Origin of the sequence: Spirosoma oryzae, assembly GCF_003002825.1 — a bacterium.
Taxonomy (GTDB): Bacteria; Bacteroidota; Bacteroidia; order Cytophagales; family Spirosomataceae; genus Spirosoma; species Spirosoma oryzae.
Map to the genome: position 1 here is coordinate 203,411 of NZ_PVTE01000004.1, position 12,927 is coordinate 216,337.

The window sequence follows — 12,927 nt, forward strand, 5'->3', positions numbered from 1 at the left end:
TCCTGCAATCCTGTCTATAAACCCTTACACGTTGATCTTGCCGAGGTTTTTGTAGCTCGTCGCGATGGCTTCCAGAGCGGGACCTTTGGTCTGATCCTGTTCGACGAAGTAGTGGGTCATACCCGCCGTTTTCTTCGCGTCGAAGATGCGCTGAAAATTGATCGATCCCGTCCCGACGGGGGCAAACGTATGGTCGCCGTCTTTCTCCATGTCTTTCACGTGCCAGAGCGGATACCGGCCGGGACTCTTCTTGAACAACGCGACGGGGTCCTGTCCGGCGAAGGTAGCCCAGTACAGATCCAGCTCCAGCTTGACCAGCTTGGAATCGGTGTTTTTCAGCAGAATGTCGTATGGAATTTGCCCGTCCATGGCTTTGAATTCAAAGTCGTGGTTGTGGTAGCAAAACTGAATACCGGCCGCCTTACATACCTCCGCCGATTTGTTGAACAGGTCGGCAAATTCTTTGTAATCGTCCAGCTTGGTTCGTTCCTGTGGAAACAGGTAAGCGCAGACCATGTACTTCTGACCGAGTGTAGCCGCATCGTCAACGGCCTGCTTCCAACCGTCCAGCAGCGTTCCTTTTCCTTTCTGAACCTTACCCGTTGTGTAGTGCCCACTTGGTACGGCCAGGCCCAGGTCTTTGAGCAGCGCCTTCATTTCGGTAGCCGACTTGCCGAAGTACGTACCGTTGTAGCCAAACAGTTCGACCTCTTTGTAGCCAATTTTAGCCACCTGCCGTAGCGTTCCGTCGACGTCTTTGGCTAGTTCGTTTCGCAGCGTGTACAGTTGCAGACCAGCGTGCTGGGTAGCCGGAGCCGCGAGCAAATCCAGCCGGGGCAGTAAGGTTGCTGCGGTAGCCAGCGCACCGACTTTTAGAAAGTCGCGACGAGAATTCTTGTTAATCAGGGTCATAGCGTTTGGTCGATTGATTTAAGTGAATGCGCTAGTCAGGCGGTCGTTAGCGCGTCCTGCGCATTTCGGCCCGTAAATTAGGTCACTTACGCTGATAATAGTTTAAAGTCTTATTTAAATTCATTCTGTATTAAATCCAATATACGCTGACAGTCAGCTATATACACGAGTTAACCCAGCCATTTACTAGCGGTATAGCCGTATCCCCTGACAAAGTAGAGTTCCAGCAGTTTACTAGAGTATACCGTTAAAACCACCTCTGCTCTATGGAAACTCTGGCCCCTATCAGCATCGACCGTGCCCCGTCGGTGCCAACGCTCCAGCCGGTTCGCCTGACAATCAACGGCGTAGACCATTCGCTGATGCTGGCTCCCTGGACCAGCCTGCTCGACGCGCTGCGTGAACACCTGCACCTGACCGGTACAAAGAAAGGGTGCGATCATGGCCAATGCGGTGCCTGTACCGTGCTGGTCGACGGCGTTCGGATCAACTCGTGTCTGACGCTGGCCGTCATGAAAGAAGGTACGTCGATCACAACCATCGAAGGACTGGCCGAATCGACCGGTGAGCTGCACCCTGTTCAGCAGTCGTTCATCGATCACGATGCGTATCAGTGCGGTTACTGCACCCCCGGCCAGATCTGTTCGGCAGTAGGCATGATCAACGAAGGCCACGTCCGGACAACGGCCGACATCCGTGAACTGATGAGCGGCAACATTTGCCGTTGTGGTGCGTACACCAACATTGTGGATGCCATTCAGGAAGTTATGCACGTGACCGAAAAACCCTAACCCATGAACAGCTTCACTTACGCCCGGCCCACTGATGTTGCCGAGGCCATCAACGACCAGCAACAGGCTACGGCGGCCAAATTCATCGCGGGTGGCACAAACCTTCTCGACCTGATGAAGGAGAACATCGAGCGGCCCGAACGGCTCATCGACATCAATCACCTGCCGCTGGCGGAAATCACGGAGACCGAAGACGGCGGCTTACGACTGGGGGCGCTCGTCACGAACGCCAACACCGCCTACGACGAACGGGTCATTGCGCGTTACCCACTGCTGTCGCAAACCATTTTGGCGGGTGCATCGCCCCAGCTGCGGAATATGGCAACCAACGGCGGCAACCTGTTTCAACGGACCCGCTGTTATTATTTCTATGACCTGGCAACGGCCTGCAACAAGCGAGAGCCGGGTTCGGGATGCGGTGCGCTCAACGGCTACAACCGTATCCACGCAATTTTGGGTACTAGCCATTCCTGCATTGCTACCAACCCGTCGGACATGTGCGTGGCCCTGACGGCTCTCGACGCGACCATTCGGGTAAAAGGCCCCAACGGTGAACGTACCATACCGATGGCTGATTTCCATCGGCTACCCGGTGAAGACCCACAGTACGACAACACACTGGGGCCCGACGAACTGGTTACGGCCATCGATCTGCCGGCTAAAGGTTTTTCCGAGTACCACACCTACCTCAAACTGCGCGATCGGGCCTCCTATGCCTTTGCGCTGGTGTCGGTGGCTGCGGCTCTCGAACTCGACGGCGATACCGTTACAGACGTCCGCGTGGCGCTGGGCGGGGTAGCGCACAAACCCTGGCGCAAACCCGAAGCCGAAGCGCTGCTGATTGGACAGAAAGCCACAAAGGAGAACTACGCTAAACTGGCCGATGCGCTGATTGAGGGTGCACGCGGTTTCGAACACAATAGTTTCAAAATTAAGCTGGTCCACCGTGCTATTGTCCGTGCGCTGGGTATAGCCGCCAAACAGGAACCAACCGAATAACCTGACCCATGAGCAACGCAATCGGAAAACCCCTGAGCCGCGTCGATGGCCGGGCCAAAGTAACAGGCGAGGCTAAATATGCCGCCGAATTCAACGCTCCTGACCTGGCATACGGCTATGTCGTGTCAGGAACTATAGCCAAGGGAAAAATCAACCACATCGACACCCGCGCGGCCAAGAGTCTGCCGGGTGTATTGGAAATATTCACCTACGAAAACCGGCCCAAAGTGGCCTGGTTCGACCTGTCGTACAATGATCAGGATGCACCACCGGGCTCGCCCTTTCGCCCCCTGTACGATAACAAGATCAAATACAGCGGTCAGCCTATCGCGCTGGTCGTGGCCGACACCTTCGAGCTGGCCCGCTATGCGGCATCGCTGGTAGAAGTAACCTACGACGTTGAACCGCACGAGACTGGTCTGGACAAACACGTCGATCGGGGACACAAGCCATCGAGTGGTATCGCGTCGCTGCTGAAGCCACCACCGCCGAAACCGCAGGGCGATTTCGACAAGGTGTACCACGAGTCGCCGGTGAAGATGCGCGGTACGTATGTTCACGCCGTGGAGCACCATAACCCAATGGAGATGTTTGCCTCGACGGTGGTGTACGAGAAAAACGGCAAGCTGACGATCTACGACAAAACGCAGGGGGTGACAAACAGCAAAATGTACGTCACGCAGGTGTTTGGCATGTCGAACGACGACGTTCGGGTTATTGCCCCGTACATGGGTGGCGGTTTCGGATCAGGGCTGAGGCCGCAGTACCAGTTGTTTCTGGCCGTGATGGCCGCCCGCGAACTGAAACGGTCGGTGCGGGTGGTATTGACCCGGCAGCAGATGTTTTCGTTCGGCCACCGGCCCGCTACCATTCAGCATATTGCACTGAGCGGCACAACAGACGGCACGCTGAACGCACTGTATCACGACGCCCACGCCGAGACATCACGTTTTGAGGATTACACCGAAGTGGTCGTGAACTGGGGGGCGATGCTGTACCCGGTCACCAACACGAAGTACGATTACAAACTGGTCGACCTCGACACGTACACCCCGCTCGACATGCGGGCACCGGGTGGCGTCACCGGCTTCTCCGCGCTGGAAATCGCCATCGATGAACTGGCCTACAACATGAAGATCGACCCGCTCGACTTCCGGCTGAAGAATTACTCGGACCGAAACACCGCCGACGATCTACCCTATTCGAGTAAGGAGTTGAAAGCCTGCTTCGAACAAGGAGCCGAACGGTTTGGCTGGTCGAATCGGCCGCTTGAGCCCCGTTCGATGAAGAAAGAGCATAACCTGATCGGCTGGGGCGTTGCCACGGGTATGTGGGACGCGAATCAAATGTTTGCGTCGGCCGAAGCCGTACTGACCGTCAACGGGAAACTGCGCGTCAGCAGTGCTACCGCCGACATTGGCACCGGTACGTATACGATCATGACCCAGATCGCGGCCGAAACGCTGGGCATGCCGGTTGACGACGTCATCTTCAAACTGGGCGATACCGAGATGCCGTTCTCACTGATTTCCGGCGGATCGTGGACAGCCGCGTCGGTAGGTTCGGCCGTGAAGCTGGTGTGTCAGGATCTGGGTAAAAAGCTGTTCAAACTAGCGCAGCAGATGCCCGATTCCCCGCTGAAGAAAGCGAAGCTGGAGGACATCGAGTTTGCTGATTCACGCATTCGTCTGAAAAGCAATCCGGGGGCCGGCGTTCGGTACGTCGACATTGTAGCCGCCAACGGGGGCAGGGCCGTCACCGAAAGTTCAACGTCGCTGCCCGACCTGCTCGAACAACGCAAGTATGCTCGCAACACGCACTCGGCTGTTTTCGTCGAGGTCATGGTCGACGAAGATCTGGGCAGCGTCAAGGTAACGCGCATGGTGTCGGCCATCGCTGGCGGACGGGTGTTGAACCCCAAAACGGCCCGCAACCAGATACTGGGGGGTATGGTCTGGGGACTCAGCAAAGCGCTGGAAGAGGAAACCGCGATGGACAATGTGTATGGCCGGTTTATGAACCACAGCCTGGCTGAGTACCACGTTGCCGTCAACGCCGACATTCACGACTTCGACGTTATCTTCGTGGATGAAGTCGATCATATCGTCAACCCGCTGGGTGCGAAAGGGCTTGGTGAAATCGGTATCGTCGGTGTACCGGCGGCTATTGCCAACGCTATTTTCCACGCGACCGGCAAACGCGTCCGTGATCTGCCAATTACACTGGACAAACTGTTGTAAGAACCGTTTTCGGTTCTCAGTTTACTGTTTTCGGTGGCTGTGACACGGTACTGCCCCGGTTACTCAAATAGGAGTAGCCGGGGCTTTTTCTTTACCGACGAATAGCGAGTTTGACTCGGATTCATTAGAGGTTGTTTGGGGAATGGTTTTGTCATCCCGAGCCTGCGAGGGATCTTCACTAAAAGGCGGTTTTCTTTGCTATTTTCCGAAGATCCCTCGCAGGCTCGGGATGACAAAAAAGGCTATTTTACATGGTTGACGCCTTCCCCAAACAACCTCTTAAGGAAGTCGATTATCTGTTGCGCCGGGTTCAAACCCGGCGTTTTCATATACTCCGAATAAAGGGCCTGCCTGGTCAGCCAACGGGTTGGTCGGCCAGTTCTGATGATGAGAAAGTCACTAAATTCCGACACAGGAAGCGGTAAATAATCGGTAGATTTGGGTTTTATACTGGTGAGTATATCCTGAGACTACAGCCGTGGGGTCAGTCATAAATTCCAAACCGTCAATGCACATACCATCGAATCTGATCAGTCGGCTACTACTCGCCGGGCTGATCGTTACCGGAACGCTGGCCCGCAGCCAGTCGACCGATGAATCACTCACCCGCGTCATGCCCGATCAGGTCAGCGGTAAGCCTGCTAACTGGAAAACGGCGGGCAACGTCCGCATCGGGCTGGAATCGGGCAGTAAAAGCGAATCAGGCAATACCGTACTGGTTGGCACACCCGGACAACCCATCACCTTACTCACGGGCAGCAAAGACGTTCACCTGCTGATGGACGTCATGCTGTCGCCCGGTGCCGACGCGAATCTGACCGTTAGTGGTGCTACGATCCGGCTCGCCGATAACTGGGGACAATCAACAATCAACAGCCAGACGACGGGTGCCGTCCTGACGCCCCGCGCCGAGTTGCCCAGTCGTAGCGTCGGTAAAGCACCGGGACTATGGCAACGCATCGACCTGTCACTGGAAGCCGGTAAAAACCCGGCGGTACTGGCGCAGCTGAAAATCAACGGCGTACTCGTGCAGGAGAACGTGGTATTGCCGGGACTGCCCGCGTCAGCAGCCGGTTCGGTGATGCTGGACGTCAAAGCCGGAACGGTAGCGGTACGCAACATCGGCTACCAGCTTATTTCCGAACGGCAGGTAGCGCGGCTATCGAATCTACGCTATCAGTTCTATGAAGCCAAAACCGAAACGACCGAGCCTGCTGCGATCAAAAACCTGAAGCTGTTCAAAGAAGACACGCTAAATGCGCTGACATACGAGATCGCCTACGGCCAACCCCGTTGGCACGCCATCCTGTACACCGGCAACCTGATCGTCGATAAAACCGGCACGTACACACTTACCCTGCAACACGGTGGTTTCGGCTCGCTCGAAATCGACCAGAAACCCGTACTCGCCAACAGCCGCATGGACCTGGGTGAACTCAAAAGTACGCGGCTCAACCTGACAGCGGGAGCGCATCCGTTTACGCTGTTTTTTGGTCGTTCATGGCCCCGACCCGGCTTTGGGCTATTCATTGCCGCGCCCGATACCAAGCCGCAGGCCCTGCATACAGCTTCATCGCTACCCGAACCCGATCCGGTGGGCGCGATCAACGTAGCGGTGCAGAACGAACCGGTCCTGATTCGGTCGTTTATTCAGTTGCCCGACGAGAACCGTAAACGCACGCACTGCCTGTCAGTCGGCACGCCGTCAGGGCTGAACTACACAGTCGACCTGAATCAGAATGCGCTGGTACAGGTGTGGAAAGGTGCCTTCGCCGATGCAACGCAGATGTGGTACGAACGGGGTGAGCCCCAGTTGCTCGAACCGCTGGGTGCGCCGATCCGTACCGCTCCGCAACCACTGGTGGCGCAGTTAAGCAACGCGCAGCAAGCCTGGCCCGACAGCCTGTCGGACACTGATCTGCGCTACGGCGGCTACAAACTCGATCAGCAGGGCAACCCCACGATGCGCTACACCTACCGGGGAACAGCCATCACCGACGCGCTGATACCCAACGCTGACGGCAAGTCTCTGAACCGGACCGTAACCGTCAACAACGCTGGTAACGAGCCGCTTTATTGCCGGTTGGCATCAGGCAAGGCCATCGATGAAGTTGGTAAAGGACTGTACGCCATCGACGACCACAGCTATTACGTCCGGCTCGATCCGAAACAGAAAGTATCGGTCCGCACCGTCAACGGCAAGCAGGAACTGGTTATGCCCCTGAAAGGCGCTCAAACAATCAATTACGCACTAATCTGGTAATCAGTTTTCGGTACACGGTTTTCAGTTCACGGTTCACAATGCAGCGTCTCTATTCTGACACGAGCCTTCCGTAAACCGTATACCGAAAACTGTAAACCCTTTCAAAATATGTCCCGACTTAGCTTACTTGGTTTGTTGCTGCTTGGCGGCACCAGCCTGCTGGCCCAGCCTAAAGGCGGCCGGCCTATGACCGAAGACGATTATTACCACATGGTCACCCTACCCATCCCCGAAGGCGTACTGCTGGAAGTGGGCGGTATGGCCGTGTTGCCCGACGGACGCCTGGGGGTATCGACCCGCCGGGGCGATGTCTGGATGATCAGCAACCCATACATGCAGGGCTCGCGTCAGCCGCAGTTCAAGCGGTATGCGACCGGTTTGCACGAACCGCTGGGACTGGCCTACCGCCGGGGTGAAATTCTGGCGACGCAACGCGGTGAAGTCACCAAGCTGATCGACACCGACGGCGATGGCGTGGCCGACGATTACCAGTCGCTGGTGAAGTGGCCGCTGGCGGGTAACTACCACGAATACAGCTACGGCCCCGTTCCCCTACCCGACGGCGACATGCTCGTTACGCTGAACCTCGGCTGGATTGGCTACGGTGCCAGCTTGTCGAAGTGGCGCGGCTGGATGCTGAAACTCAACGACAAAGGCGAGCTGACACCCTGGGCAACTGGACTACGATCGCCGTCGGGCTTTACGCAGCTTCGCAACGGTGCGATTCTGTACTCCGAAAACCAGGGCGACTGGGTGGGCTCGGGCCGGATTACGCAACTTGACAAAGGAACATTTGCCGGAAACCCCGCCGGCCTGAAATGGACGAGCTTACCGGGTTCGCCCCTCACGCTCAAGCCGGAAGACGTGCCCAGCACCGACAAGCCGCTGTATGAAGTCGCCAAAACGATTCCCGCGCTGAAAAACCCGGTCGTCTGGTTCCCGCATACGATTATGGGCATTTCGACGGCCGACATCGTTGAAGATACGACCGCCAACCGCTTTGGTCCCTTCGCCGGTCAGTTGTTTGTGGGCGATCAGGGACACAGCAAGGTAATGCGCGTGTTTACCGAAACAGTCGGTGGCCAGTTACAGGGTGTCTGTTTTCCGTTCCGCGAAGGGTTTCAGTCGGGTATTCTACGCATGGCATGGGGCGTCGACGGATCGATGTTCGTCGGTATGACGAGCCGGGGCTGGTCGGCAACGGGGAAATCGCCCTACGGTGTGCAGCGCCTGGTCTGGACGGGTAAGACGCCGTTCGAGATGAAAGCCATCCGCTCGATGCCCGACGGGTTCGAAGTCGAGTTTACCATGCCTGTCGACAAGGCAACGGCGACCAATCCGGCATCGTACGCCATGAACAGCTTCACGTACCAGTATCATCAGGCTTACGGTAGCCCCATCGAAGATGCCAAACCCGTCCCCATCCGGGGTATCGTCGTATCGGACGATGGGCTGAAAGCCCGCATTGTGGCCGACACGACCCTGCGGCTGGGTTACATCCACGAACTGAAAGCGGAAGGTGTCAAATCCGCAGCGGGACTGCCACTGCTGCATACCGTTGGTTATTACACGCTGAACAACATTGCTACCGGTGAAAAACTGACGATTGCCGCGCCAGCCAAACACCAGCATGACATGAGCGCGATGGCGTCGACAAAGGCGGGGCCAGCAACCGGCAAAGCAGGGTCAGGCGGGAAAGGCATTATTTCCAGCAAAACGGCCCGTGCTGCTGCCAGCGCCAAGCGCATCACCGAACAGCCTGCCGACTGGACCAACGGCCCCGATCAGACGATCACGATCGGGACAAAGCCCGGCCTGAAATTCGACATCGAGAGTGTGGAGGTGAAAGCCGGTAGCCGCGTGAAGTGGGTATTCAACAACAACGACGACATGCTGCACAATTGCGTCATCACGAAGCCCGGCCTGGCCGATGCCGTTGGCGATGCCGCGCTGAAGCTAAACCTAAACGGGCCTAAGCTCAACTACGTCCCGATCACGGGCAACGTGTTATACCATACCAACATCCTGCAACCCGAGTCGACGGAGGCCATTTATTTCACCGCCCCATCGGAACCCGGTGACTATCAGTACATCTGTAGTTTCCCCGGCCATGCCTCGCTCATGCGCGGTACGATCAAAGTCGTGAAGTAAGGGGTAGCCCAGACGTCCACGTCTGGTGGGTGCGAAGCAACCAAAATAGCTGCCGCCTACAAATGTTAGCCTGGCTGTAGCCCAGACCTGGAGGTCTGGGCTACAGCCAACACAATTTTTTAGTACGTCCGGCAGTATGTATAGCATAGTGCCGGACGTTTTCATTTCCTCGTTCATGACCCGATTTCTGTCTCTCCTCTCGCTCTCGCTAGTCAGTATCACCGCTCATAGTCAGTCGCAACCCAGTATTATTCGGTTAAATCAACTCGGTTATTACCCCAACGCCGTTAAGCAAATCGCCGTCCTGACGGATTCGGCCGAAACGTTTAAAATTACCACGCCCGACCGAAAGCGGGTCATTTTCACCGGTAAGTTGAAGGACGTCCGGAAGGATTCGCTGTCGGGTAAATCGGTGCGGCTGGCTGATTTTTCGTCGGTGGCCCAACCAGGCAAGTACGTGTTCGTGCTCGACAAGGAAACCTACACCGAACCGTTTGCCATCAAAACCAACGTGTACCGACCACTGGCGACCGGTAGTCTGAAAGGCTTTTACTACCAACGGGCGTCGACACCGCTCCCCGCTGAGTTTGCGGGCGAGTGGGCGCGGGCTGCGGGCCACCCCGACACGCAGGTGCAGGTACACCCCTCTGCGGCTTCCGACGGCCGCCCCAAAGGCACCATCATATCGTCGCCCGGCGGTTGGTACGATGCGGGTGATTACAACAAGTACATCGTCAACTCGGGCATCACCGTCGGGACACTGCTGTCGCTGCTGGAAGACTTTCCGACGATAGCCAAGGCGCTGAAAACAAACATTCCCGAAAGCGACAACGCCCTGCCCGACCTGCTCGACGAAACACTCTGGAATCTGCGCTGGATGCTGACCATGCAGGACCCATCGGATGGTGGCGTTTACCACAAATTGACCAACGCCAAGTTCGACGGGATGGTTATGCCCGACAAAGCTACCGCCACACGCTATGTCGTCCAGAAAAGCGTTACGGCGACGCTCGATTTTACGGCGGTCATGGCGCAGGCCAGTCGGGTGCTGAAACCATATGAACGGCAGTTACCGGGCCTGGCGGATTCCTGCCTACAGGCGGCACAACGGGCGTGGCAGTGGGCCGGTGCGAATCCCAAGGCGCTCTACGACCAGGACGCGCTGAACAGGCGGTACAAACCTGATATCGTCACGGGCGCTTACGGCGATAAAGACGCCAGCGACGAGCAGATCTGGGCCGCCACCGAACTGTATATCACGACAAAAGACGACACCTATTACAAAGCCATCAAGCTCTTTCCCGACGAGAAAACCCCACTCCCCTCCTGGGCGCAGGTCCGCACGCTGGCTTACTATGCATTGGTGCGGAATGCGGCTTCGCTGACGCCCATCGGCAAACGCGATCTGCCGCAGGTGAAACGCTACATCATGGAATTAGCCGATCGTTTTAGCACCGGTATCGATCAGCAAGCCTACGGCACGGCGATGGGTCAGCGCGCCAGCGACTTCATCTGGGGCAGTAGTGCCGAAGCTGCTAATCAGGGAATTGCCTTGCTGGTTGCCTACAAATACACCAGCGGACCGAACAAAAAGCAGTACCTGCGCAGTGCCCTGTCCAACCTCGACTACCTACTTGGTCGTAACGCCGTGGGCTATTCATTCGTGACCGGTTTCGGCACCCAGACACCGCTGCACCCGCACCACCGTCCGTCCGTCGCCGACGGGGTCGAAGCACCTGTACCAGGCCTGTTGTCAGGCGGTACCAACGCTCAAGCCACGCAGCAGGACAAATGCGCCGGCTATACCAGCACCGCCCCCGACGAAGTCTACCTGGACGCCGACTGCTCGTACGCGTCTAACGAAATTGCCATCAACTGGAACGCGCCACTTGTGTACCTGACGACTGCCCTCGAAGCGCTTCAGGCCGATCAAACAACAAACAGCCGGACTACAAAAACAACCAAAAGCCGGTCACGACGCCGATAGGTCGTATGCATTCTGTTGCCGGGAGACCGTGCCGTCAGGACCGGCTAACAGTGTAAATCGACGGTACGCATGGAACCAATCCCCACGGCGGGTTTATTACCTTATCATGCGTATAAAATCCCTCGACTTACTTCGGCAGGAAGCCGCACAAAGTGGCGAGAACACCCTGAAACGATCGTTAGGCGCGTTTAACCTCGTTGCCATCGGCATTGGCGTTATCATCGGAGCCGGTTTGTTCTCGCTTACTGGCATCGCAGCCGCCAACCATGCGGGCCCGGCCGTTACCCTTTCTTTCATCATAGCCGCCGTGGGCTGTGCGTTTAGTGCCCTTTGCTACGCCGAGTTCGCGGCCATGGTTCCCGTGTCGGGAAGCGCGTATACCTACGCCTATGCCACCCTGGGCGAACTGTTTGCCTGGATTATCGGCTGGGATCTCGTGCTGGAATATTCCGTAGGCGCGGCAACCGTTGCCATCAGCTGGTCGCAGTACCTGAATCGGTTTCTGAGTTACTACAGCCTGCATTTGCCGCCCCAGCTGATGCTGTCACCCTTTGAGACCGCAACGGCTGCTGATGGTGCCGTCGTCTCGGGCTTCATCAACTTACCCGCCGTGCTGATCGTCGTCGCTATCACGGCGATTATTATCCGGGGCACGTCGGGGTCAGCACTGTTCAACGCGATCGTCGTGGCGCTGAAGGTGCTGGTCGTGCTGGTGTTTATTGCGCTGGGCTGGCAGTACATCGACCCGGCGAACTACCAGCCATACATTCCGGCCAACACCGGTACGTTTGGCGAATTCGGCTGGAGTGGCGTACTGCGCGGGGCGGGGGTTGTCTTCTTTGTCTTTATCGGCTTCGACATTGTGGCAACGATGGCGCAGGAAGCCAAACGGCCACAACGCGACATGCCGATTGGTATTCTGGGTTCGCTGATTGTCTGTACGATTCTGTTCGTACTGTTCGGCTACGTCATGACAGGTATGGCCAACTATACCGAGTTCAAAAACAGTGCGGCCCCGGTCGCCATTGCCATCGACAAAACGCCGTACCGCTGGCTGGGTCAGCTTATTATCGGTGCCATTCTGATCGGCTATACCTCCGTTATCCTCGTCGATTTGCTGGGGCAATCGCGGGTCTTTTTCTCGATGAGCCGCGACGGGTTGCTACCGAAGTCGTTTTCTGACGTACACCCCCGTTTCCGCACCCCCTGGAAATCGAATCTGCTGCTGTGTGTCTTCATCGGCCTGTTTGCGGGTTTTGTTCCCATCAACGTCGTCGGTGAAATGACCAGTATCGGCACCTTACTTGCGTTTGTGATGGTTTGTCTGGGCGTACTGATCCTGCGCCGAAAACAGCCTGACGCAACCCGCTCGTTCCGCACTCCCTGGGTACCCGTCGTACCGATACTGGGTATTCTGACCTGTCTGGTCATGATGATTTCCTTACCCGGTGAAACCTGGTTACGACTGATTATCTGGCTGGCACTTGGCCTCATCATCTACTACACCTACGGGCGCAAGAAAAGTAAGCTGGGATAAGTGTAGCCTGGACGTCCACGTCCGGGTGGCCGTCAGGCCAATTGTGT

8 protein-coding genes are annotated in these 12,927 nt (G+C 56.8%); 7 read left to right on the plus strand and 1 reads right to left on the minus strand.

Annotation, left to right across the window (positions count from 1 at the left end):
• Nucleotides 1-24 precede the first annotated feature (24 nt).
• Nucleotides 25-912 (minus strand): TIM barrel protein, encoded by an 888-nt coding sequence (locus tag CLV58_RS06125; RefSeq protein ID WP_106136901.1) that lies wholly within the window; start codon nucleotides 910-912, stop codon nucleotides 25-27.
• Between the two features lie 266 nt (nucleotides 913-1,178).
• Between CLV58_RS06125 and CLV58_RS06130 the strand changes: the two genes are divergently transcribed.
• The 7 genes from CLV58_RS06130 (at nucleotide 1,179) to CLV58_RS06160 (ending at nucleotide 12,880) form a co-directional block, all read left to right on the plus strand.
• Nucleotides 1,179-1,703, plus strand: a complete 525-nt coding sequence (locus tag CLV58_RS06130; RefSeq protein ID WP_106136902.1) for a (2Fe-2S)-binding protein — start codon at nucleotides 1,179-1,181, stop codon at nucleotides 1,701-1,703.
• Nucleotides 1,704-1,706: 3 nt separating this feature from the next.
• Nucleotides 1,707-2,702 carry an FAD binding domain-containing protein gene (locus CLV58_RS06135; RefSeq protein ID WP_106136903.1) on the plus strand — a complete coding sequence of 332 codons (996 nt, stop codon included), beginning with the start codon at nucleotides 1,707-1,709 and terminating at the stop codon, nucleotides 2,700-2,702.
• A gap of 8 nt (nucleotides 2,703-2,710) precedes the next feature.
• Complete coding sequence (locus tag CLV58_RS06140; protein WP_106136904.1) at nucleotides 2,711-4,942, plus strand: xanthine dehydrogenase family protein molybdopterin-binding subunit; 2,232 nt, start codon at nucleotides 2,711-2,713, stop codon at nucleotides 4,940-4,942.
• Nucleotides 4,943-5,450: 508 nt separating this feature from the next.
• Nucleotides 5,451-7,205 carry a 3-keto-alpha-glucoside-1,2-lyase-like domain-containing protein gene (locus CLV58_RS06145; protein ID WP_106136905.1) on the plus strand — a complete coding sequence of 585 codons (1,755 nt, stop codon included), beginning with the start codon at nucleotides 5,451-5,453 and terminating at the stop codon, nucleotides 7,203-7,205.
• Nucleotides 7,206-7,313: 108 nt separating this feature from the next.
• Nucleotides 7,314-9,356, plus strand: coding sequence for a plastocyanin/azurin family copper-binding protein (locus tag CLV58_RS06150; RefSeq protein WP_106136906.1), 2,043 nt, complete (start codon nucleotides 7,314-7,316; stop codon nucleotides 9,354-9,356).
• 175 nt (nucleotides 9,357-9,531) lie between these two features.
• Complete coding sequence (locus CLV58_RS06155) at nucleotides 9,532-11,343, plus strand: glycoside hydrolase family 9 protein (protein ID WP_106137007.1); 1,812 nt, start codon at nucleotides 9,532-9,534, stop codon at nucleotides 11,341-11,343.
• Nucleotides 11,344-11,449: 106 nt separating this feature from the next.
• The gene (locus CLV58_RS06160) at nucleotides 11,450-12,880 is read left to right on the plus strand and encodes an amino acid permease (protein ID WP_106136907.1); all 1,431 of its coding nucleotides are present in this window, start codon (nucleotides 11,450-11,452) and stop codon (nucleotides 12,878-12,880) included.
• Nucleotides 12,881-12,927 lie beyond the last annotated feature (47 nt).

What these genes read in the sequence shown, in the direction of transcription:
- CLV58_RS06125 (WP_106136901.1), bottom strand. Translation starts at nt 912, where the DNA reads ATGACCCTGATTAACAAGAATTCTCGTCGCGACTTTCTAAAAGTCGGT.
- CLV58_RS06130 (WP_106136902.1), top strand. Translation starts at nt 1,179, where the DNA reads ATGGAAACTCTGGCCCCTATCAGCATCGACCGTGCCCCGTCGGTGCCA.
- CLV58_RS06135 (WP_106136903.1), top strand. Translation starts at nt 1,707, where the DNA reads ATGAACAGCTTCACTTACGCCCGGCCCACTGATGTTGCCGAGGCCATC.
- CLV58_RS06140 (WP_106136904.1), top strand. Translation starts at nt 2,711, where the DNA reads ATGAGCAACGCAATCGGAAAACCCCTGAGCCGCGTCGATGGCCGGGCC.
- CLV58_RS06145 (WP_106136905.1), top strand. Translation starts at nt 5,451, where the DNA reads ATGCACATACCATCGAATCTGATCAGTCGGCTACTACTCGCCGGGCTG.
- CLV58_RS06150 (WP_106136906.1), top strand. Translation starts at nt 7,314, where the DNA reads ATGTCCCGACTTAGCTTACTTGGTTTGTTGCTGCTTGGCGGCACCAGC.
- CLV58_RS06155 (WP_106137007.1), top strand. Translation starts at nt 9,532, where the DNA reads ATGACCCGATTTCTGTCTCTCCTCTCGCTCTCGCTAGTCAGTATCACC.
- CLV58_RS06160 (WP_106136907.1), top strand. Translation starts at nt 11,450, where the DNA reads ATGCGTATAAAATCCCTCGACTTACTTCGGCAGGAAGCCGCACAAAGT.